The 23214-nt window shown below is 44.3% G+C and carries 20 protein-coding genes and 2 pseudogenes; 13 read left to right on the top strand and 9 right to left on the bottom strand.

Going from position 1 to position 23214, the window contains the following annotated elements; translation table 11 throughout:
• Positions 1–9: 9 nt before the first annotated feature.
• The 4 genes and pseudogenes from F6K38_RS10575 to iscB form a co-directional block, all read right to left on the bottom strand.
• A pseudogene (locus F6K38_RS10575) lies at positions 10–366 on the bottom strand (RNA-guided endonuclease InsQ/TnpB family protein); the annotation flags it as partial.
• Positions 367–481: 115 nt separating this feature from the next.
• Positions 482–664, bottom strand: coding sequence for a hypothetical protein (locus F6K38_RS10570; protein ID WP_008182453.1), 183 nt, complete (start codon positions 662–664; stop codon positions 482–484).
• Positions 665–1143: 479 nt separating this feature from the next.
• The gene (locus F6K38_RS10565) at positions 1144–1392 is read right to left on the bottom strand and encodes a hypothetical protein (RefSeq protein WP_154659749.1); all 249 of its coding nucleotides are present in this window, start codon (positions 1390–1392) and stop codon (positions 1144–1146) included.
• Positions 1393–1681: 289 nt separating this feature from the next.
• Positions 1682–2290, bottom strand: a pseudogene (gene iscB / locus F6K38_RS10560) (RNA-guided endonuclease IscB); the annotation flags it as partial.
• A 405-nt stretch (positions 2291–2695) separates the two neighbouring features.
• Between iscB and F6K38_RS10555 the strand changes: the two are divergent.
• Both F6K38_RS10555 and F6K38_RS10550 read left to right on the top strand, forming a co-directional pair.
• Entirely contained in the window at positions 2696–3442 is a 747-nt protein-coding gene (locus F6K38_RS10555) for a 2-phosphosulfolactate phosphatase family protein (RefSeq protein WP_044492687.1), read from the top strand.
• A 102-nt stretch (positions 3443–3544) separates the two neighbouring features.
• On the top strand, positions 3545–3760 hold the full coding sequence (locus tag F6K38_RS10550; protein ID WP_008182463.1) for a hypothetical protein: 216 nt from the start codon (positions 3545–3547) through the stop codon (positions 3758–3760).
• 78 nt (positions 3761–3838) lie between these two features.
• On the opposite strand, the gene pheS is transcribed toward F6K38_RS10550, so the two are convergent.
• The gene (gene pheS / locus F6K38_RS10545) at positions 3839–4840 is read right to left on the bottom strand and encodes a phenylalanine--tRNA ligase subunit alpha (RefSeq protein ID WP_324293468.1); all 1002 of its coding nucleotides are present in this window, start codon (positions 4838–4840) and stop codon (positions 3839–3841) included.
• Between the two features lie 171 nt (positions 4841–5011).
• Between pheS and surE the strand changes: the two genes are divergently transcribed.
• Positions 5012–5824: a 5'/3'-nucleotidase SurE gene (gene surE, locus F6K38_RS10540; protein WP_044492659.1), complete on the top strand. Its 813-nt coding sequence runs from the start codon at positions 5012–5014 to the stop codon at positions 5822–5824.
• A 361-nt stretch (positions 5825–6185) separates the two neighbouring features.
• Here surE and F6K38_RS10535 read toward each other — a convergent pair whose 3' ends face one another.
• The 3 genes from F6K38_RS10535 to F6K38_RS10525 all read right to left on the bottom strand — a co-directional run bounded on the left by F6K38_RS10535 (position 6186) and on the right by F6K38_RS10525 (position 10571).
• Positions 6186–6791 (bottom strand): HD-GYP domain-containing protein, encoded by a 606-nt coding sequence (locus tag F6K38_RS10535; protein ID WP_008182469.1) that lies wholly within the window; start codon positions 6789–6791, stop codon positions 6186–6188.
• A gap of 380 nt (positions 6792–7171) precedes the next feature.
• On the bottom strand, positions 7172–8893 hold the full coding sequence (hflX, locus tag F6K38_RS10530; protein WP_044492662.1) for a GTPase HflX: 1722 nt from the start codon (positions 8891–8893) through the stop codon (positions 7172–7174).
• 382 nt (positions 8894–9275) lie between these two features.
• Positions 9276–10571, bottom strand: coding sequence for a molybdopterin molybdotransferase MoeA (locus tag F6K38_RS10525; RefSeq protein ID WP_008182472.1), 1296 nt, complete (start codon positions 10569–10571; stop codon positions 9276–9278).
• A 205-nt stretch (positions 10572–10776) separates the two neighbouring features.
• Here F6K38_RS10525 and F6K38_RS10520 point away from each other — a divergent pair, with 205 nt between their 5' ends.
• From F6K38_RS10520 to F6K38_RS10480, 9 genes are all read left to right on the top strand, one after another.
• Positions 10777–12168 carry a Mur ligase family protein gene (locus tag F6K38_RS10520; protein ID WP_008182474.1) on the top strand — a complete coding sequence of 464 codons (1392 nt, stop codon included), beginning with the start codon at positions 10777–10779 and terminating at the stop codon, positions 12166–12168.
• A 101-nt stretch (positions 12169–12269) separates the two neighbouring features.
• On the top strand, positions 12270–13097 hold the full coding sequence (locus tag F6K38_RS10515) for a Uma2 family endonuclease (protein ID WP_008182476.1): 828 nt from the start codon (positions 12270–12272) through the stop codon (positions 13095–13097).
• Positions 13098–13113: 16 nt separating this feature from the next.
• A complete protein-coding gene (locus tag F6K38_RS10510) occupies positions 13114–14283 on the top strand; it encodes a DUF58 domain-containing protein (protein WP_008182478.1) in 1170 nt (389 codons plus the stop codon).
• A 237-nt stretch (positions 14284–14520) separates the two neighbouring features.
• On the top strand, positions 14521–14886 hold the full coding sequence (locus F6K38_RS10505; protein ID WP_008182480.1) for a ferredoxin-thioredoxin reductase catalytic domain-containing protein: 366 nt from the start codon (positions 14521–14523) through the stop codon (positions 14884–14886).
• Complete coding sequence (locus tag F6K38_RS10500; protein ID WP_008182483.1) at positions 14883–15314, top strand: DUF309 domain-containing protein; 432 nt, start codon at positions 14883–14885, stop codon at positions 15312–15314. The genes F6K38_RS10505 and F6K38_RS10500 overlap by 4 nt, the downstream gene beginning before the upstream one ends.
• A gap of 212 nt (positions 15315–15526) precedes the next feature.
• Positions 15527–16009, top strand: coding sequence for an LptA/OstA family protein (locus F6K38_RS10495; protein ID WP_044492664.1), 483 nt, complete (start codon positions 15527–15529; stop codon positions 16007–16009).
• A gap of 159 nt (positions 16010–16168) precedes the next feature.
• Positions 16169–16897 (top strand): LPS export ABC transporter ATP-binding protein, encoded by a 729-nt coding sequence (gene lptB / locus F6K38_RS10490; protein WP_008182487.1) that lies wholly within the window; start codon positions 16169–16171, stop codon positions 16895–16897.
• A gap of 38 nt (positions 16898–16935) precedes the next feature.
• On the top strand, positions 16936–18102 hold the full coding sequence (locus tag F6K38_RS10485; RefSeq protein WP_008182489.1) for an LptF/LptG family permease: 1167 nt from the start codon (positions 16936–16938) through the stop codon (positions 18100–18102).
• A gap of 128 nt (positions 18103–18230) precedes the next feature.
• Positions 18231–19484 carry a hypothetical protein gene (locus tag F6K38_RS10480; protein ID WP_044492666.1) on the top strand — a complete coding sequence of 418 codons (1254 nt, stop codon included), beginning with the start codon at positions 18231–18233 and terminating at the stop codon, positions 19482–19484.
• Positions 19485–19718: 234 nt separating this feature from the next.
• On the opposite strand, the gene F6K38_RS10475 is transcribed toward F6K38_RS10480, so the two are convergent.
• Positions 19719–21143 carry an NADP-dependent isocitrate dehydrogenase gene (locus F6K38_RS10475; RefSeq protein ID WP_008182493.1) on the bottom strand — a complete coding sequence of 475 codons (1425 nt, stop codon included), beginning with the start codon at positions 21141–21143 and terminating at the stop codon, positions 19719–19721.
• Between the two features lie 681 nt (positions 21144–21824).
• On the opposite strand from F6K38_RS10475, the gene F6K38_RS10470 reads away from it, so the two are divergent.
• Entirely contained in the window at positions 21825–22535 is a 711-nt protein-coding gene (locus F6K38_RS10470) for a response regulator transcription factor (protein WP_008182494.1), read from the top strand.
• The last annotated feature ends 679 nt before the right edge of the window (positions 22536–23214 follow it).

The raw sequence follows: 23214 nt of genomic DNA, 5'->3' as shown, positions 1-23214 counted from the left end.
TCCCCGCGCCTATTGAAGCGGGGATTCTTCGCTCAACGATTCGACTTGCTGAACCTGGCCGGAACCAAGAACAGTAGAGGTTAAATCTCCCGAAGTGTTCGGATCGATGATCCAGGTTCCGGTGTGCCCCACCGTACCCAAGGCTTTTTTCAGGATGTTGACTGCGGCGTTGTGGTCTCGGTCTAATTTACAACCACATTTGCAGACGTGAGTCCTAGTTGATAGCGACTTCTTGACTACCTCGCCGCATTCTGAGCAATTTTGACTCGTATAGGCAGGATTCACTGCAACCGTGACTCTACCAAACTTCTTGCCAAAATGCTCTAACCATTTCCTAAACTGATACCAACCTGCATCGTTAATAGCTGAGGGGGCGACGAAATAAGCTAAAACGCAGACTCTATAAGTAATCTAGCCCTTAGACCTCGTTGATAATACTTTCGCTTATTAGGATTTAATTTCATTAATTCGGTTACTAATTCTAGACAAACATCCTTGATTGCTGATTCTCGACTACGATCTCCAAGATAAAATCCAACAATTTCTTTAGTTTCTTGTTCGCGTAGCGTGGCCAACGGCCATCGTTCGCGTAGCGTGGCCAACGGCCAATGGCCAACCAAATCCATTGTTTATTATCTTTTTTTGTCTTGATGCAGTCGCTCATGGTTTGAAGTTACCGTAAGACAGGCTCGCCTTAATCAATGGAGGCGCGCTTTCCGCTTGAAGAATTAAATTACGGGGTCGCGCCTCAAGTTTTAACCCTTTTTTGCATAACCTACCAACCATAAAGGCTCAACGTAATCAGGTTTCGTCTCCGGGGGAACCCCCAAGACCGCGCTGCATCGCTTTAACAAAAGACCACATTTCATCACATTCAGCGGTGCGACCCCGGTCGGGAAACCCGACCTAGGGAACGCGCACCAAGAGAATGGACATCTTACATGCACGGTTTTTCTGAAACCTTTATTTTTCGGGGGGTTTCCGCATATTTCTTATTAACATAATTCTGGAGCCATGTTTTTGAAACTCCAACTGTTCGAGCAATACCGGCTTGCATATATTTTCTCAAGTAATAGGTAATCGATTCTCTTTTTGATCGACAAGGATATCGTTTTTTTTGTCGGATTTTTTACAAACTGTCTCTTACAGTTTTTGCGGTGCGACCCCGGTCGGGTTCCCCGAAAAGCGTGAATGCGCACCAAGAGAAACAGAGATATTTTTGCTTTTTATTATGAGTGCTTCCATGTCTTGATGCAGTCGCTCATGGGGGAAACCACGCCAGTTGCTCATGGGGGGAACCCCCAAGACCGCACTGGCTCCCCAAGACCGTAATGGTGCGTTTGACCCGTAATTAAATTCGCCACGGGTCGCACCTCTGCATCGCTTTTTCACTGTTCGCTCACAATTGCAGTAAGGGCAATTGGGTCGCGTTATTAAATCTGAGACTGTATTCATTCTTACGATGGTGTATTGATAACTTGATAACGTTTTTTATAACAAAAGTTTAGCAGTTTTTTAAAGATTTTTTAATTAAGATTTATTATTTAAACAATAAAAGCTACTAATTAATGATATCAAAATTACTATTTTTACATAAAAAAATGCATTATTTAAGGTCAATATAATATTCTATCACTACTTATTTATCACTACCGGACTGCTTACCACAATAAGTGCATTATCTCCCCCATTTTTCAAGTAAGTACTCCCTAACTTCATAACCAGCTAGTTCCCCTTGCTGGTACTCAGTGCCATTGATTTCAGGATTTTGCATCTTTTGGGTGTCAAACTTGACTTTTTCGACCCAAATCTCATTGACAGGACAAAATTTAATTAGTCGTTTTACCCAAGTTTCAATAGTCAACACCCTGTGCTCTAGGCTAGGTGAAAGCCATCCCTCTGGACATCTACGGTTAAGAAATCGTGGCTTTCTGTATCGGGTATGACGGTTACGTCTTCCACGTCTTGCAGCTCTTCTAGACTCTAGTTTTTTCTTGATTAATCCTCCTCTGTGTTCTAATTCCATACCCTAAATAACTTGGTTGTTTTGAACTAGGGCAAATCCAGTTACCTTACTACCAGGGTCAATCTTTATTTGACAAGATGAGATAACTGGATTATCGTTCGCGCAGCGTCGGCTTTGCCGAATCGCAGTCTTTAAGATGATCGTGAAAGGATACATCCTGAAAACCGCAGCTTTACCTTTGTCTAACAACCGGCGTGCTTTCTTCGGGTAAATTGGGTTTAGTGGTTGTTTGTTTGTGTCAATAACAAATACATAATTTGGCATTTTTAGTGCATCTCAATTTGGTAATGTGTTCCGGACTTCGTCCCGCTACGCGAACGACAATGTTATAATGGCTTGTTAGGCTAACCACACATTTTGCCTTTCCTTAGTAGCTAGCGATAGAGCCGGGAGCTGGAGGTCACCCCCGGGGATCCTGACCAAACCAACGTAGGAAATCAATCCTGAGTCTGCATCTTCGCGGTTGTAATCCGGGAAATTGCCGGGAATTACCAGGCTTTAACGAAGAGGCACCTTGATTTAACCGACTAACTAATATACTATAATTTGTGGCTGTCGTGCCCGATAAATTGGGATGCCATTAGGCTGACTGGTTTAATCTTCAAGATTAATGAGGCTGGTTATGTCAACGAAAATTTCAGCAGTCCAAAAAACAACTATATCCAAGCCGTGAAGCTATCTATCTACCACACCCCGGAAGAAACTCCCACAGACACCTTGCCAGACTGTGCGATCGCAATTGATGTCCTGCGAGCCACGACTACCATGGCTACAGCTTTGAATGCTGGTGCTGAAGCCGTTCAAGTGTTCAGTGATATTGACCAGTTAATGGAAATCAGTGAACAATGGCCCACTGACAAACGGCTAAGAGCTGGGGAAAGGGGTGGTAAAATGGTAGAGGGCTGTGATCTGGGTAACTCGCCCTTGATTTGCACACCTGAGCGAGTACAGGGCAGGAGACTATTCATCAGTACCACCAACGGTACCCGTGCCTTACAGCGTGTCCAAAATTCCCCGGTAGTCCTAGCCGCCGCCTTAGTGAATCGTGTGGCAGCGGTGGAGTATTTACTGACCCACAAACCAGATAGTATTTGGCTAGTGGGGTCAGGTTGGGAAGGAGCCTACTCCCTAGAAGACACGGTTTGTGCTGGGGCGATTAGTCAAAGACTTATGGAAGAAACCGGAGACTCAGTGGATGACATTGCTGGTAATGATGAAGTAATTGGTGCGATCGCACTTTACTCCCAGTGGCAAGATAAATTACTAGAGATGTTCTATCACGCTAGTCACGGAAAACGCCTGCTGCGGCTGAATGGTCATGAAGATTTAAAGTATTGCGCTCAAACTGATGTATTAGACGCTTTACCGATTCAGAAAGAACCAGGAGTTTTGGTTAAAAACCCAGTTAACAGGTAAAATCTAGCAGATAACGAGAGCTTTTTTCTGTTTTAATTTGGGTACGGCATTATTTTTGATTTTTCAGCTAACCTCTAATGTGTTGGAATTTAATGTTTTGGCATGAGCTCACCAGAATTTAATTCTCTTAGCGAATTTTTTCAAGGACTAAGTGAACAAGACTTAGCTCAACGATTAGGAGTAGCACCAGCAACACTCCAAGAATTAAGAGATCAACCTGATTTTAAGCAGTGGAGTCAGGATAAAGACCCAGAATCAGTTTCGTGGCGATATCAGAAGGATAAGCAACGCTATATAGCAAACTTATCCTTTGGATAAGTTTGGTTTACTTTGTCATGGTTTGTTTTGATTAATAATTTATAGTTTCGTCGAATCTACCAGTAACGCTAATCAACACTAAAACTGCTTCAAAAAGCGCAGATCACTGTTGTACAAGCGACGAATATCATCAATCTGGTGCAGCACCATGGCAAAACGTTCTACTCCAAAACCAGCAGCAAAACCTGTATAAATTTCAGGATCATAGCCTACAGCCTTGAGTACATTGGGGTCAACCATCCCGCAACCCATCACTTCTAACCATTTCCCCTTCCACTGCACATCCACCTCTGCTGAAGGTTCAGTGAAAGGAAAATAACTGGCACGGAAACGCACTTCTAACTCTTCCCCAAACATTGCCTCCAAAAATTCCCTAAGGGTACCTTTGAGGTCGGTAAAGGTTATCCCTTCATCCACTGCCAACAGTTCTATCTGATGGAACACTGCCGAGTGGGTAGCATCTACCGTATCCCGTCGATAAACTCGACCAGGTGCCACAATCCGAATCGGTGGCTCATGGTTTTCCATGTAGCGAATCTGTACCGAAGAGGTATGGGTACGCAGCAAATTACCATCCGGCAAGTAGAAGGTATCTTGCATATCCCGCGCCGGATGGTCAGGGGGAGTATTAAGGGCCTCAAAGTTATAGTAATCTGTCTCCATCTCTGGGCCAGTAGCAATGGTGTAGCCTAAACCAACAAAAATATCTAATGCCCGATCAATGGTGCTATTGAGAGGGTGAATGCGACCTTGGGGACGATATACCCCTGGCATAGTCACATCCAGGGTTTCTGAGCGCAATTTTGCCTGAATTTCAGCTGCTTTCAGGTCTTGGAGCCTCTGCTCTAGGTTATGCTGGAGGGTTTCTTTGACAACATTTGCGATCGCACCAATCTTAGGTCGGTCTGCTGGTGCTAACTTACCCATTCCCCGCAATATCTGAGACAGTTGCCCTTTCTTGCCTAGGTAATTAATGCGCAACTGTTCCAATTGTTCCAAGGTATCAGTAGAAGCGATCGCAATGGTTGCTTCTTCTTTGAGTGTAGCTAGTTGGGTCTCAATCTCGTTGAGGCTTGTCATCAGTAATTTTAGGTTAGTAAGAGAAGAACCGGAAACCCCTGTCATTTATGCAGGACTGTTTCATTTTACTGAAAAAATGGTCAGGTGAGTGGGGTAGATGGTCTTAGAATATATCAATTTCAGATTAGAATCGAACAGCGACTTTTATCTTTAGCTGTAGCCTCATATCCTATGAAATTGCTGATCAGCAACGATGATGGTATCTTCGCCCTTGGTGTACGTACCCTTGCCAACACCCTCGCTGAAGCGGGGCACAATGTTACCGTAGTATGTCCTGACCGAGAGCGCTCAGCAACTGGTCACGGTTTGACCCTTCATGAGCCCATCCGTGCTGAAGTTATAGATAACATCTTCCATCCCAAGGTTACTGCTTGGTCTTGTTCTGGAACCCCTTCAGACTGTGTAAAGCTGGCTTTGTGGGCATTAATGGATAGCGCACCAGATTTAGTGCTTTCTGGGATTAACCATGGTTCTAACCTGGGTACTGATGTCCTCTACTCTGGCACTGTCTCAGCCGCTATGGAAGGGTTAATCGGAGGGATTCCCAGCATTGCCTTCAGTCTAGCCACCTACACCTCAAAGGAGTTTCAAGTAGCGGCTTCATTTGCGAAAACTCTCCTAAATCAGCTGTCAGAGCAACCTTTACCAAAAACAACATTGCTCAATGTCAACGTGCCACCTGTTAAGGTCTCAGACATAGCTGGTATTGCTATAACCCGTCAAGGGGTTCGTCGTTATATCGAGAATTTTGAGAAACGAGTTGATCCCCGAGGTAAAATCTATTACTGGTTAGCTGGTGAAGTTATTGAGGATATTGAACAACCCGATCATATTCACTTACCTCAAGATATCCCTACTGATGTTCAGGCAATTCGCGACAACTACATTAGCATCACCCCTTTGCAATATAACCTCACTGATACTGCTAGGGTGTATCACTTGCAGCAGTTGAAACTGGGTCAAGATGAAGGATGTTCACCCTAGGCTTTCCTTGTAGGGTTTTATCAAGGATAAAAGATGAAGGATTAAGGATAAAGTTTTGGAAAATTTACCTTAATTTATATTGAAAAATGAGTAAATTTACTGCTTTTATACATAAATACAAGTGACCGTTTAATCCTCAAAAATAAGGTAAAAATTACCCATACTGCTACAACTTTAGTCAGCGGATTTCTATAACCATTAAAGCAGGTATTGATGAGATGCTTGGGTTTTTGTAAGACCCGTCGGCGATAGCTGAAGAAAGAAAAAGGTGAAACTAACTAGTCAACTATTTTTTTATGCAAATTTTAACTTTTGAACTTCAATGTTAAGCCTTCAGTCTTTCAACTTCAAGTTTTAGCCTTCAACCACCGCCTCGATAGTACAGTTCAAGAAAACGAAAAAACTTTTCACAGAGTTCTGGATCTCTTGCACCAACTTTTATTTCTTTAGTAATTTCTGCTACAGCCTGTTTCCAGTAGGGACGAATACCTGGGGGGTCACTACGGTTACGATATAGGCGCTTGCTGATGATAGCATCTGCCGCATTCACCAGCTGAAAGACCTGAACAATGTAAGGAATTTTCTCACCACGCAACCCATCCGGATAACCAGTGCCATTCAGCCTCTCTTGGTGGGTACGCACTAAGAATGCAAACTCCTTCAGGAGCGGATACTGGTTACAAATCAGTTCTGAAACTTCAGGATACTCCTTAACTTTTGTCCACTCCTTTTCTGTCAGCGGTCCTGTTTTGAACAGGATATGATCGGGAATGCTAATTTTACCTAAACCGTGGCAATAGCACAAAAAAACCAGCTGACGCATTGCTTCTGGCTCTAAGTTTAACCAGCGTCCAAAATGCATACACATAGTTCGCAGACGATAGCACCTTAAGCCAATGGGTACGTTGCGAGCCAACTGGATTTGTTCAAGGAAATTTAGGATATCGGCGTCCCCAGAACGAAGCATCAAACTTTGAAGTTGGTTTTGGTTTTAACAATTAAATTATCCCTATCTATTAGCTTACAGATGTGAATTTTTTATGAAGCTAATCCATTTGATTAAGTCTTTGTCCCATAGTGGTACTCTTTTAGAAGTAGTTAGAGACGTTAGTAAAATCCACTCCTATAGCAATCCTAAATCATTTGTAAAATCAGCAAAATCTGGGATTATTGCTGGGCAAGGGTTTTAGCGATTCGGCGAGGCCGACGCTATCGCGAACACTTTGGCCAATATATTTCACGAATCATATAGGACTGCTATAGCAAGAAATAAAACTGCAATAATACTACTTATTTAAAAGTAGCTAAATCCCGATTTTGGTTAGTTTTTCATGACCCTGAGTCAGTTTATTGAGTTGCGATCGCATAGTGAACTAACTCAACTAGTTTCTGACGCAATGTCTCTAGTCCAAGACGTTTACTAGCAGAAATAAAAACTCCTTGAGGAAATTCTTCTTTCGCTAACGCTAGGGTATCACTATCTACTTGGTCGATTTTATTAAAAACTACTAAAATCGGTCCTGGTGTAATAGGCATATCCCTCAGAATGCCCATTACAGAACGAATATGACTAGCCCAAGCTGAATGGGATAAATCCACTAAATGCAGCAAAGCATCTGCTTCTGTTACTTCTTCGAGGGTAGCCCGAAATGAATCTACTAAGGGTGGGGGTAACTCGTGAATAAACCCTACTGTATCGATCAATAGCATAGCGCTAGATTTACCCGTTACTGAGTCAATAATAGGTAAGCGTCGGGTAGTGGGATCAAGGGTAGCAAATAACTGGTCAGCGGTATAAACCTCAGCATTGGTTAGGGTATTCAACAGGGTAGATTTGCCGGCATTTGTATAACCAACGACCGCCACTGTCGGAACGTCCTGTTGCTGACGCCGCTGCCTTAACCTTGACCGATGAGCCTGTAATTGGTTTACTTCTTGTTGAAGTCGGGTAATTCGACGCTGAATGGAGCGGCGTTCGGTTTCCAGTTTGGTTTCACCCGGACCACGAGTACCAATACCACCCCCTAACCGGGACATCGCCTGACCCCGACCAGTAAGGCGAGGCAACATATATTCTAGTTGTGCCAGTTCCACCTGCAATTTACCAGCACGGGATTGAGCTCGTTGGGCGAAAATATCGAGAATCACTTCAGTACGGTCTACAACCCGAACACCAATTTGGGATTCTAGGTTGCGAGCTTGTGCTGGTGATAGGTCGCGGTCAAATACTACCAGATTAGCGGCTAGAGTTTGGGTAGTCAGGGCAATTTCCTCTACCTTACCGCTACCAACTACTGTTTGGGGATGGGGATGCGATCGCTTTTGCTGGATTACCCCTAATACTTCTCCACCAGCGGTTTCCACCAACCGCCCAATTTCTGCTAAGCCATCTTCAAATCGCTCTGGGCTGATTTTTTCAGTCATTAATCCTATAATCAGCACCCTATCTTGGTCAACATCGACTTGCTGAGCCACAAATTGCCTTCGAAACTCAGCTTCTAGCTCTTCGACCAATTCCTGGAAATCCTGCTTGGTCAGAATATCCAGACTCATGGGTGATGATACACTCCAATTTAGGAGTTGAGAGTCTACCTGATTGTTTCCTTCTGAGTTACTAGGAGGGAGTAAATGTGCGAGATAGGTTTCTTTGATATAACCTGTTGCTCCACCACCCCGCCTTATCATACCTGAGCCAGTAATCGTAAGTACCACCAATGCATCCAATCGCTGAATTGCCATAGCCGTGAGGGTAGATTCTCTGGGGATTTCTGATTTGAGCTGAGTGGCGATACAGCGAATCCCGCACAATCGTTCAGCACCGTAACGGGGCAATTCCAGGGGAGGAATTTTGGTCTGAGTAGGGGTACCTACAGCCACACGAATCACTTGTCCCCGGCGATTGATGTAGGTGCATAGGGGCTGTTGAATGTCTGTGCTAATGGCTGCAACACGTTGAGCAAACTCCGGCGTAGTCAAGTTATCGCTGGGTAAGCGTTGGTGATACAGCCGTTTTAGTTGCTTGAGCTGGCTAGGCTTAAGACCTTGAAGATTACCGTAGATAGTATCGATAGGCGCTACTGACCAGTAACCTGGTTTCCAAGACTACTTTATCTATTTTAAGACTTACCCAGTGAAACCAAAAATCCGGCTTTTGCCATGGTATAGGGTTATGGGGTGGGTGACCGGTTAACCGGGTGTGGCGAGCAAGGGGTGACAACAAAGCGTTAGGCAACATCAATTACCCACCAAGACCCTTAAAACCCGGTTTCTGGTGATAAATCAAAGCTCCTTGCTTGCATGGCTTTTACCTTTTAGATCAAATCGGGATAATTGCCCACATTTACGATATCCAGAACATTATCTTTCTTCCCCTGCACCCGAAGCTCCCCTGCACCCGAAGCTCCCCTCACCAGGAAGTAGGTTATTCAACCGGATTTGATATTATTGTGCCCTAGCCTACCTGTAAAACTAATACCGATTCACCAGCCCGAATCAAGGTTTTACCGATTGGCACCACCGCTAGACCATTGGTATAAGCAAGATTAATCAAATTACCAGAACTATGACTACCGCTGGCCAGATGAAATTCGTGGTTACCAGCTGCATCTAAACACAGTTGTCCCCACAGATAAGTTTCCCGGCCTCCACCGGCATGTAAGTCATTACATGCGATCGCTTTGACAAAAACTGGTTTGGAGACTTCCTCCGGTAAACCAGATAGTTTTAACAGTGCTGGTTTAACAAACCGCCAACAACTGACTAGTGCTGAAACGGGATTCCCAGGTAGACCAAAGTACAGTACTGGACGTTTTAAACACGAGGGAGTACTAGAAAGGTCACTGTCTTCTGGGGAATTAGGCAAGGGGGAGGTAAAAGTAGCAACAGTTAGGGGTTTACCGGGTTTAACCGCAACGGAGTGGATGTGAATCTCTGCTCCGAGCTGGGCTAAGATTTTGTCTACATAGTCATAATCCCCCACTGATACACCGCCAGTAGATAGAACCATATCTGCTTCGGATATAGCGTTTGCGATCGCATTTTTTAGATCGTCTGGCTGATCGCGCACAATCCCCATAGGTATGGGTACTCCCCCCAAGAGGGAGACAAAGGTACCCAAGGCATACTGATTAGAATCCACAATTTGACCAGGTTTTAGGGGTTGGTCAGGGGTTACTAGCTCGTTGCCAGTGGAAAAAATTGCCACCCGAGGACGCCGATACACTGTCAGTTGGTTACACTGAGCTGCAGCTAAGACGGCAATTTCTGGAGCACCAAGCCTAATTCCTGGTTTCATAAGACTGGTTTGGGCTTGGTAAAAAGATGCCCGATGACGGACAAAGGCTTGGGGTTGGGGAGCCTCCAAAATCATCACCTGATTGTCCTGGAGCTTGGTGTTTTCTTGCATCACCACCGTATCAGCTCCTTTTGGCATACAACCTCCAGTAAAAATCCGTGACGCTTGTCCCGGTTTGACTTCACATTGGGGTTGATATCCAGCAGGGATTTCTTCGACAATAGTTAAAACTACTGGTTGTTCGCGATTGCAGGATTGGACATCGCTATAACGCACGGCATACCCATCCATGGCTGAATTATCCCAGTGCGGAAAATCTAAGTTACTGGTCACTGTTGCTGCCAGAATTCTATTAGTAGCAGCGGATAGCTCTACCACCTGTGTTTCCAGCCGTGGGTCAAAGGGTTGAACCAAATTGAGAATGATTGACTCTGCTTCTTGAACTGGTAGCATTGCCTATTAAGTATCAAAGATGAACGATGTAGCACTATTGTATGAAGGACAAAGTGAAGGACTTGCGCTGTGGTGGGCGTGAAATCTTCCCTAATTATCCTCTTAATCAATGGTAGGTTTTAGCTTTCATCGGAAATTTCGATTCTGATTCGTTCATCTTCTGTTCCGACTCTTTCATCCACGAACAACTTTTAGCTTTCATCCCGTGACTAGATCAATTATCGATAGATTACGATTAGGGTTATCCGTAGGCATTGCCAAAACCGTCACCGCTCTGGTTCGGTTATTAAACCTAGGGGCAGCAAGTGTTCTGCCTGGAGCAATTGCCCGTCGTCTCCAGCCTCAAGTCCTGCCGTTACTATTAGCTCAGGTCAGACAAGGTGTCATTCTAATTGTTGGTACTAACGGTAAAACTACCACCTCTTTACTCCTGTGCACTATCCTTGAGAGCCAAGGTTGGCGAGTGGCTCACAATGGCACTGGGGCAAATTTGATTAATGGCTTAGTGACAGCACTCCTAGTTCATACCAATGGCATTGGTCAGTTGGATGCTGATTACGCCCTTTTGGAAGTGGATGAAAATGTGCTGCCCTTGGTATTGCTTGATTGTCAGCCTAAGTTCATTTTGGGCTTAAACCTGTTTCGTGACCAGCTCGATCGTTATGGGGAAGTGGATACGATTAGCCGTCGCTGGCAAAATGCGATCGCTCCGTTACCTCAGGAAACCGTTGTGGTTTTAAACGGGGATGACCCTACCCTGTCTTACCTAGGTCAACAGTTACCCCAGAGAGTCTTTTTCTTTGGGTTAAGTGAGCCAGATCTCTATCTTGATGAAATTCCCCATGCGGTTGACTCAATTTACTGCCCCAGTTGTGGACATCCCCTGGACTATGAGGGTGTTTATCTGTCCCATCTAGGAGACTATCACTGTCCTCAATGTGGCTTTAGTAAACCTCAACTCGCAGTCAATAGTAGCCAGTGGCCACAAATATTAATTGGTATCTATAACAAATACAATACATTGGCAGCGGGATTACTAGCCATAGAGATGGGAATTGACCGGGATACCATCTACAACAGTATTAAAACCTTCCGCGCTGCCTTTGGACGAGCAGAAGAATTAGTTGTGGATGGGAAGCAGGTTCGGATTCTGTTATCCAAAAATCCAGTAGGGATGAATGAAACGATTCGAGCTGTTAATGACTTGCAAAAACAAGGTGGAGCATCCACTAAGCTAGTGGTACTCAATGACCGAACCCCTGATGGCACAGATGTGTCTTGGATTTGGGATGTGGATACAGAAAAATTAGTGAACTCAGGGGGAACTGTGGTAGTCAGTGGCGATCGCGTTTATGATATGGCACTCCGTCTAGAATACAGCCAGAATCAAGACCAGAGTCAAGACCAGAATCAAGACCAGAATCAAGACCAGAATCAAGACCAGACTAATTGCGAATTGATTATTAAAGAAGATTTAGCAGAAGCGATCGCTACCGCTTTGGAACAAACTCCAGATCATGAAACCCTTCATATTTTGCCTACTTATTCTGCCATGTTGGAAGTGCGGGGACTTTTGACTGGGCGCAAAATTTTGTAGGTATTTTTAAGGGAGATAATTGGAAAGTTTATTAAGTCCTGACTCATTAAAAATTCTGCCAAAATAAATCTATACCCCCAGTAGGAGCCGATGAAGAAACCATGACTCAAAGTATTGACCCGGTTGTTTTACCTCCTCCTTTCCCAGATCACACCCAACTACCAGAATCAGATGGAAGTTTTGCCAAAAATTTTCATAAACATCCCCAAAGCATCTTACTTACAGATTCCATTGGACCAGTTTTACAGCAAATTCATCCCGATGGACACTATGCCATTGGACAAGACTGTGGTATCTATTGGCGAGAAACTGACCCACCCGAAAAAGGAGCAGAAGCTCCTGACTGGTTTTATGTTCCCAACGTTCCGCCTAAGTTAGATGGTGAAATTCGCCGTTCCTACGTTATATGGCGAGAATATATCGCTCCTTTAATTGCTCTTGAATTTGCCAGTGGGAACGGGGAAGAAGAACGAGACCAAACTCCTCTATCCCGAAGTGAGCAAGGAAAAGTCACTAAACCAGGCAAATTTTGGGTTTATGAGCAGATTATACGCATTGCCTATTACGGCATCTATGAAATCAAAACCGGTAACTTGGAGGTCTATGAATTCCTTAAAGGTTTCTATCACAAAATGAAGCCCAACGAGCGAGGTCATTATCCCATTGAACCATTAGGAATCGAATTGGGATTGTGGCAGGAAACCTATCAAAATCAAAACCAACTCTGGTTAAGGTGGTGGGATAACCAAGGTAATCTATTGCTGATTGGTAATGAGCGGGCTGAAGTGGAACATGCACGAGCTCAAAAAGCTGAACAGGCAATCTTCGAGGCTGTGCCCCGTTTCCTGAAGATGGGACTAACAGTGGAACAGGTGGCAGAAGCCCTTAGCTTGAGTGTAGAACAGGTACGAGAACAAGTTGAGGGTTGAATAACTGTAAAAAGTCATGAGCATTATTAAACAAACCACCGAATGGTTAGAAACCAACTGGGTTAATCCCGCCTATGGAGGTTTGCTTTTAGCAGGTATTGCCATCTGTTTCTTTGGCGCTGCCACCAATACAATGGCAGGATGGCTCTATGTGATCAGTGCGATTATTTTTGCCCTACTGGTAATTGCCGTTATCTTGCCAGTGCGATCGCTTAACCATCTATCAGTACGCCGACGTCCGATCTCACCGGTCAGTGTGGGAGACCAGTTAACCATTGAACTAGAAATCGAAAACCCCACCCTCGGACCTCAAAGCCTATTACAAATTCAGGATATGCTCCCACCAGAACTCGGAGCAATGACCAAAACACCAGTAGCTAGCATTCCAGCCCAAAGTGTCCATCGCTGGGTTTATTACCATCCCACCGCCAAACGAGGAGTCTATCGGTGGCACCAGGTACAATTGAGAACTGCCACACCCTTGGGATTATTTTGGTGCCGTCGCCGTCGATATGTTAGCGCTAGGGCAGTAGTTTATCCCACTGTACTTCCCCTTACTCGCTGTCCCCTAGTGGATGAAATTGGTAAAGAGGACAGTATGCAAGTCCAAAGCGATCGCAAATCTCAATCACTTAGCCAAGACCTTACCAAAGCACTACGACCTTACCGAGTTGGTGACCCTACCCGTCTGATTCACTGGCGCACCAGTGCTCGTTACGGTGAATTACTGGTACGGGAGTTAGAAGTATTGACTGGTTCTCAAGAAATTATCATCTGCCTCGATAGCTCCAGTCAATGGCATCCGGAAGACTTTGAACAAGCCGTTATTGCTGCTGCTTCTATTTACTCCTATGCTTGTCGGACTCAGCCAAATGTCAAATTATGGACACCGAGAACAGGGTTATTGCACGGTAACTCAGTAGTGTTAGAAGCCCTTGCTGCCACCCAAGCCGGAGTTGATGGGAAAGCTGAAGAGCAACCCTATTTACCTCCTTATCTACCCTTGATCTGGCTGACTCAAAATCCTGTTAGTCTTAACTCCCTACCCCCTGGAAGTCGTTGCTTACTTTGGCCAAAAGATGTATCCGTGGTAAACCCAGTCCCACAACTCAAACGCAATAGTGTGGGAATTGTAATTAATACGACTGAGCCCCTAAAACCCCAGTTACAGCAACCGATCCCATAGCCAATAAGCTGTGGAACGCAACGAATTATGAACGTATTAATGGTCGTGTTGTTTGCAGTCTGGTCTTCTGATTTAGGGTAAACGATAGGGTTTTGGTATTTATTAGCACCAATTCAACCGATCGAACAATTATCCTAAACATATGTATCGCTATCCCAACGATCAACAAATATCCGATTTACCTGTAAGACAGTACGATACAATTCTAAGAACTCTTTCACAACTCAATTTTACTAAATGACTACATCACCAATAGCTAATCAAGCCAGTGATAGTAAACTGGAGGCGATGCAAAACTTTGCTCAGACTTATGCTCAGCGCACTGACACTTACTTCTGTGTTGACCCAAGCGTAACTGCTGTGGTGATTGAGGGACTTGCCAAACACAAAGAAGAACTCGGTGCTCCCTTATGCCCTTGCCGCCATTATGAAGACAAAGAAGCAGAGGTGAAAGCTACCTTCTGGAATTGCCCTTGTGTGCCCATGCGGGAACGCAAGGAGTGCCACTGTATGTTATTTTTGACTCCGGATAACGATTTTGCCGGTGATAAGCAAGAAATTTCCCTAGACGAAATTAAAGCTGCGCGAGATAGCATGGCATGACAGCCATAGTACTACCTGAAGAATTTTGGCAGGGTGTCGATCAATTTAATCAGCAAGAGTTTTACGCTTGTCACGACACCCTTGAAGCTTTATGGATAGAAGCAGTTGAGCCGCAAAAGCGATTTTATCAAGGTATTTTACAAATATCTGTTGCCTGCTACCACCTAGGTAATCTAAACTGGCGTGGTGCAGTGGTTTTACTCGGTGAAGGGATCGGACGTCTCAGTAACTATCAACCAGACTATGGGGGGATTGATGTCACTGAGCTACTATCTCAAAGTGTTAATCTCCTACAGGCATTGCAAAACTTTGGCTCAGAGCAAGTTGCTGATTTTGTTAGACAGTTAGAGGCGGCTGACAGCAATGATGTTGTAGTTAGTGGTGAAGGGGTTAGGGGTTTTCCAAAACTCAAGGGAGTTGATGGTTAACAACTAATGGTTAACCATTAACTTGTTAACCATTAGTTGTTAGCACATGCTTTGAAAGGATGAGAAACTTTGTTGGTGGCTAGTCGTCAAAACTAAAACACGTGCCTTAGAGCAAAAAGCCCATTTTCATTCCCAAGCTATGGCTGGATTTGCTTAAACTAGTAGGCAGAACAGCTTATTGGTATTCGAGATCAGTCATCACACACAACAGCATGAAGTCCGACCTTAAATATACTAACCGATTAAGGCATAATCTAGGTCTAAGATTATTCTTGCCAGTTACCTTGGTAGGTGCGATCGCATTACCAACTTTCCTGAACAGCCCCCAAGCAAAAGCCCAAAATAAACCATCAGCAGCTGATGGAAGTGCCTTGACGGTTCGCTCTGATGTCCAGGAAGCTAACTCCAAAACTGGCGTAGTCACAGCCCGTGGCAATGTCCAAATTAACTATCCCGCTCGCCAAATACAAGCAACTGCAGCCCAAGCCCAATACTTCAGCCGTGAGCGCCGTCTGGTTCTCAATGGTAATGTTTTTGTGTTGCAGGAGGGCAATAGTATTCAGGGTGAAACCATTACCTATTTGATTGATGAAGGACGCTTTGTAGCCCTGCCTCAACAGAACCAACAGGTAGAATCAATTTACATCGTTACTGACTCAGACAGCACCACATCACCTGCTCCAGGGCTTCCCTAACTACATAAAACACTACCATCAGCCATTATGGCTTAAAAACTAGATCTTAATTGATAGAATAGCCTGCAACCACTTCTGGTCATTTACTGGTCATTGGTCAATTACTAAGGATATAAGGATTATGGACTATTGACTAATGACTGATTCAAGGTGCTATCCGTGAAAATACTATTAGATAATATCCATAAGTCCTATGGCAGGCGCAGTGTTGTCAGTCGCGTTAATCTTTCCGTTGCCCAAGGGGAAGTTGTAGGGTTGCTTGGTCCTAATGGTGCTGGTAAAACTACAACCTTTTACATTGCCACTGGTCTAGAAAAACCCAATCTGGGTACAGTTTGGCTAGATGATCAAGATATCACTGGCATGCCGATCAATCGGCGAGCGCAGCTAGGTATTGGTTATCTGGCTCAGGAAGCGAGTATCTTCCGCCACCTTAGTGTTCGGGACAATATTCAATTAGTCTTAGAACAAACTGGTGTGCCTCGTGGTGAGTGGGGATTAAGAATGCATTACTTACTCCAAGAGTTTCGTTTGGAAAAAGTCGCCAATACCTTGGGTAATCAAGTGTCTGGAGGAGAGAGACGTCGAACAGAACTGGCAAGAGCCTTAGCTGTTGGTTCACTTGGACCGAAGTTCTTATTCTTGGATGAGCCATTTGCTGGTGTCGATCCCATTGCTGTGTCAGAGATTCAAAAAATTATGGCTCGATTACGCGATCGCCAAATGGGAATTCTGGTGACTGACCACAATGTAAGAGAAACCCTAGCGATTACTGACCGCGCCTACATTATGCGAGAAGGACAAATCCTGGCTGCCGGGAGTGCTGAAGAACTTTATGATAATCCTTTAGTACGTAAGTATTACTTAGGGACAGGGTTTCAACGATAAAAGAAGCTATTAAAAATTAATTTAGTGATTAGCACATCATGAAATTTGGTAAATCCAAGTCCATCATTGCACTAATGCCTGGCTTATCAGTGATGGATCGGTACATCGTATTTGAGCTAATCCCACCACTGCTGTTTGGTATAGGTGCTTTTTCATCACTTGGTGTAGCTATTGGAACCCTATTTGAGTTGGTTCGCAAAGTTACTGAAGCAGGATTACCACTGGGAATTGCACTTCAAGTGCTACTGTTGCAGATACCCCAGTTTATTTCCTATGCTTTACCAATGTCGATGCTCCTAGCTGCTCTGATGGCATACTCTCGCCTCAGTAGCGATAGTGAGTTGATTGCCATGCGTAGCTTTGGGGTAAGCATCTACCGACTCGTAATACCTGCTGTAGTGGTGAGTTTGCTCGTTACAAGTCTGACATTTGTATTTAATGAATTAGTGGTTCCTGCGGCTAACTACCAGTCCAAAATCACCTTAGATAAAGCGCTCAAAAAAGAAAGACCATCTTTTCAGGAAAGGAACATATTTTATCCCGAATATCAAAAAGTAAAGCTACCCAATGGCAAAAAAGTAAACAAAATTAAGCGTTGGTTCTACGCCGAGCAATTTGATGGTAAGCAGATGAGAGGCTTGACAATTTTAGACTTTTCTCAGACCGGTCTAGAACAAATTGTTACCTCTGAGTCTGCCGTTTGGAACCCCACTGAAAATTTATGGGATTTTTTAGATGGAACCATCTATATTATATCTCCCGATGCTTCTTACCGCAATATCCTCAGATTTCAAAAACAAAAGCTACAACTTCCTAGAACACCTTTGGATTTGGCAAAAAAAAATCGTGACTATGGTGAAATGAACATTGCTCAGTCTCTAGAGCGTTTGGAGGTATTACGCCATAGTGGTAATGCTAAAAAAATCCGTAAACTTAGGATCAGAATTCAACAAAAAATATCTTTTCCCTTTGTTTGTCTAGTTTTTGGTTTAGTGGGAGCCTCCTTGGGAACTCGTCCTCAACGTACAGGTAAAGCAACCAGTTTCGGCATTAGTGTTTTAGTGATTTTTTCTTACTACTTATTAGGATTTATAACGAATGCCCTAGGTCTAGTTAACATTTTCTCTCCTTTGATGGCAGCCTGGTTGCCTAATTTATTTGGACTAGGTGCGGGAGGATTGTTGTTATATAGGGCTGCCCGATAGGTAGGCTCGATAGCTAGGTAGTTATTGTTGCTAATTGTAAATTGCTAATTGTAAACCTGAATCCGTTGATTAGAGGCTAGCATCAAGTTACAGCGAAGCTGAAATATTTAACATCGTTGAAACCTGCCATGTCTTATCGTCATCAACCTCCTGCCTACCTCCGCTATTGGAAAGCTCAACTACAACCTTTGGGACGACCAGCATTTTGGGGAGCAGCTGTCTTGTTATCCCTAATGTTGTGGTTTGTCCGGGAATACTGGAACCGTCCAGAATTGTTAAGGGCAATTGGGATCAATCAAGTGGCTGACACTGATACTCCCACCGTTGAACCAACCCTGTCTTCTGAAGATGATGAACTAGCAGCAACGTTGGCTGATATTGATAATTCTGCCGTGCTATTAGCAGAGCTCGAAGCGCTAAGTGCTATATCAGTACCACCACAGCAAACCAATAAAGCCAGAAAGTCTAAAACCAAAAATTCGGAAGGGTTATTTACTCAAGTTATTCAGCAGACAAAAGCTAACTCCCAAGCAACATCACCTTTACTAACGCCAAACGTCCAACCTCAGCAGTCCTCAAAAGCCAGAAATCCGTTTGTTACATCTACAAACGATTTGTTTAATATCCCTCCTGTTCCTGGGACTGGCTTACTGACCAATCCTAACTCTGTTAATCAGAGATCTTTATCCTCAAGCACACTGAACCAGACTAATTCTGTATTGGGGTTGGGTTCCTTCAATTCCCCCTACACTAATCCAGCCGAGTTACCAGTCAGCCCTTTACAGGAAGCCTTGAATAGGCTTAATGCTGCTAAGTCTAATACCGGTAATAGCAAAGCTCAACTACCCGCTAACATATTGCCTTCAAACATCTCCTATGGAAACAGGGGAGTTCTCGAACAACGGAACTCAGGAACTCAGGAAATTAAAGCTAGGGGGGGAATACCGTTGAGTGCAACTGGCAATCAAGCATTACCGACTCCCTCCTATCCAGGACAAATTACCTATCCTGGGGTAACAACACCAGGTTTAACCGGCAACAGGAATTTCTCGACCACACCCACAACAGCTCCTTATCCAGGACAAATTAATTATCCTGGAGTCAATCTACCTCGAACAAGGAACGATAGAACTTTTCCGACAACACCTACAGTACCTACAGTTCCTCTCAATTCCAACACCTACTCTAGTCCATTCCGGCAAGCTACCGGTGTACCAACGGCAGCACCGCTTACACCAGTAGCACCGCAAGGAACTAGTAAATTGGGGCAATTTTCTACCCAGTCTACTAGTCAAAATCAGTTTTTCAATCAGCCTCAGTTAAAGTCTAAGCTTGAACCAAGTCAGCTGAGGCGACCTAAAATTATCATTTCCAATCCTTGACATTCCCCGGTATCCCATACGCGGAGATTCTCCCTTAATAAATTTTGGTTAATCGACTCGCCCTAACCTGACAGCTTGACAGCAACCAAGGGCTTAGGGCAAATCTTCCCAAGGATTGCCCTTAAATGTAGACTTGCACGTTCGGTTCATCGACCCAGTTTCTGGCATGGCCTGTCGTAAAAAGTTTGCTCAAAACCTCTGTTGATCGGGTTACCAACTTAAAAGACTCAAGTGTCAACTAAAATATTTAATGATTGCCTCAGCAAACTCAGAACACTTCAGGGGAGGTTCTACGGGTGGAGTCATCATCCGGGCTAGGTCATAAGTAACTTCCCGGTTAGCGATCGCATCTGATATCCCCTTCTTAATCAAATCAGCAGCTTCTTGCCAACCCATATACTCTAGCATCATCACTCCTGATAAAATCACAGAGCCTGGATTGACCCGGTCTAGACCCGCATGTTTGGGAGCTGTGCCATGGGTGGCTTCAAAAATCGCACACGTGTCACCAATATTAGCTCCTGGACCCATACCTAATCCACCAACCATAGCAGCAGCAGCATCGGATAGGTAATCACCATTGAGATTCATCGTGGCCAGAATAGAGTATTCCGCTGGTCGAGTCTGGATTTGTTGGAAAATGCTGTCCGCAATCCGGTCATTGACCATCACCTTATCTTGCCATTGACCTTGCCCATGGGTGTCCCATATGGAATTAAGGACATTTTCCACTTCCTGGATCACTTTCGCCTGTTTTTCTGGGGTCAAGGCATCATAACCGGGTTCAATCGCGCGAGCATTATCTTCCAGGGTAATGTCAGGATTTTGCTCTTTGTTGCTGAGAATCCAAGATTCCCGTTCAGTTATACATTCTGCTCGAAACTCTGTGGTTGTTAGTTCATAACCCCAGTCCCGGAACGCGCCTTCGGTATACTTCATAATATTCCCCTTATGTACCAAAGTCACCATCTGCTTAGGCTTAGGTAGCCTGAGGGCATGTTGGATGGCGCGGCGCACTAAACGCTGGGAGCCAGTTTTACTGATGGGTTTAATGCCAATACCAGCATCTAAGGGAATCTGTTTTTTGCCATGTTCTGGAGTCGCTGGGATTAGATCCTGATTGAGTAAAGTAATCAATTTTTCACCAACTTCGCTTCCTTTGGGCCATTCAATACCCAAGTAGATATCTTCTGTATTTTCCCGATAGACAATTACATCCAGTTTCTCTGGAGTTTTGTGGGGAGAGGGGGTTCCTGGGTAGTACTTACAGGGACGCACACAGGCGTAGAGGTCATTAATTTGCCGCAGGGCAACATTGAGAGAGCGCATACCACCACCCACAGGAGTTGTCAAGGGTCCTTTGATAGCAATGCCGTATTCTTTGATGGCATTTAGGGTGTCTTGGGGTAAATACTGATAAGTACCGTACTTTTCGCAAGCTTCGTCACCCGCATAGATTTTAAACCAGCTGATGCTGCGATCGGCACCATAGGCGCATTCGACCGCTGCATCAATTACCTTCTGGGCAGCTGGCCAGATATCGACGCCAGTACCATCTCCGCGAATAAACGGAATAATTGGGTTGTCAGGAACAATGGGTTGACCATCCTTGTAGGTAATGGCAGAACCAGTCTGGCAAGGGGAGATTTTCTCGTACATAAAGTAGTTTTAATGAATTTCAGATGGAAGTTGGCAATAGACCTATAGTCAGAAAACTACCAGATCTCCTGCATTGGGCTTGAGACATTAAGCTTTTTTGCTGATCAACCCCAGGTAGATGGTAGTTGAGGTAAAGTCTATCTATAGGGGGATGGCAAAAAATATACCCTAGTTAATCTTCTCATTAAGATGATTACTAATTGACAGGGCAAGAGTGACAGAAAGAGCAGGTAGTTGTTGAGCTTTCTTCCCGAAAATTCCCATTTCTGGGTATTAGCATAAGTGAACGTAGTTCAAGTTCAAAGCTTTGATGAAGTTATTACACCATGGCTCAACTGTTTGAAATCAGCCTTTATGCTGAAATAGGGGTTCTATAGCTTAAGTTCTCCTGTAATAGGAAGGTGTTCAACTGTTTTACAACAGTCAGCCAAGGCTGCTTTGTGCAGCGCCATCGCTCCTAAAAAATTGCTTGGGTGATGTGTCAATAGTTAGGGCTTCAACACCGAAACTTACAGTGTTATTAGCATAGATTCTGCCTATGGTCAATCGAATTACGATCAAAAGATATGGTGTATTGTTTGTCTGAGTGGGCCTTTCACAGACTTCCAGCCAGATGGCAGCAGCATCAATTCATGACCAATTGGCAGGAGTGTTTGTAGAAAAGGTGGCTCCAGAAAGAATATGAAAAAGATTTTAGTTGTTGACGATGATAAAACCCTGCTAACTCTTTTGAAGCGCTACCTGGAACATCGAGGATACCAGGTAGAACAAGTGTGTTCGGGAACTGAAGCCTTAGAAGCTTGTGTCAAAAATCCACCGGATTTGGTAGTTTCTGATGTGCTGATGCCGGAGATGGATGGTCTAGAGTTTTGCCGTCGTCTGAGAAACATTCCCAATGGTAGGCTGATGCCATTTATTTTTTTGTCTAGCAAAGCAGAATTAGAAGACCGTATTAATGGTCATTCTATGGGAGCAGATGATTATTTAACTAAACCAGTTGCTCCGAGAGAATTAGAGGCAAAAATAGAAGCACTGCTAGAGCGCTCGCACCGTATCCATGCTGAAATTGTCCGGTTGATGCAGCAAGCTACTGCTATAGCTCCTGGCCATTTAGCTAACCAATTATCAACCTCAGCATCTGCTGAGAATTCTAAAACTTTGGCTCAGGTAGGGGCAAAACCTAAACCTCTACCCTTGACACCAGCAGAAGAACGAGTATTTTGGCAAGTTATTCAGGGGTTAACCAACAAAGAAATAAGCGATCGCCTATTTATCAGCCCTCGTACTGTGCAGACTCACCTCAGTAGCATACTCCATAAGTTGAAACTACATAATCGTAGCCAATTGGTGCGCTTTGCCTATGAGCAGGGATACAAACGTCCCAAGGAGTAGACATGAAAGGAATTTTCCCTCAAACGGCGAAATCGGGTTTATTGGTCAATCTTCAATTGTGACGGAGCTGCCTTGTATTTATACTTCCCACAGAAATCAACTGAGCTTTTATTTAACTATCAGCTATCACCCATCTGCCAATTTCCTAACTGCTGACCTAGACAAGCTAACCCCTCACAGTTTAACTGATCAGCTTTCAACTTCTTCCGCAACCAGTGTCCGGTCTACCGGACGGTCGGTGGTGAGAGGTCAGATGAACTGAAGTAAAATCGCCGCCAAAATGGGTTATCGATTTTGAGCAAAAGTTTGAGCCTATGTGTACTAGGACTGCCCTTTTCCATGAACGGAAGATTCAACGAATTGCGGACAGGGTTTTCCGGAACTTCAGATAAGTCTTTTTTAGTATATAACTGGAACCGAAATCAGCTAAGGCACTTTTGCTTCGCTCAAACCGTTGACCCAGTAGGCAGTGTTAGCTAGCAATCGGAACATCGAAGCACTGGGGATCTCAGAGAATCCCCTCGGTTATAGAAAAAATATTCTGGTGTGGTGGAATCGTTAACTCGAATCGCGCTTGCTCCCCTTTTTCAAAGAAGTAAGGAGAGGATGTAAGCGGCGAACGAAGAATGAGTGAGCAATTTTTTGGATATGTTTTCAGAATCCGATTTACATCGCCTGT

It is taken from the genome of Moorena sp. SIO3B2 (assembly GCF_010692525.1).
Lineage (GTDB): Bacteria > Cyanobacteriota > Cyanobacteriia > Cyanobacteriales > Coleofasciculaceae > Moorena > Moorena producens.
The sequence above is the reverse complement of the archived record's forward strand: the minus strand, read 5'-3'. Positions and strand labels throughout refer to the sequence as shown.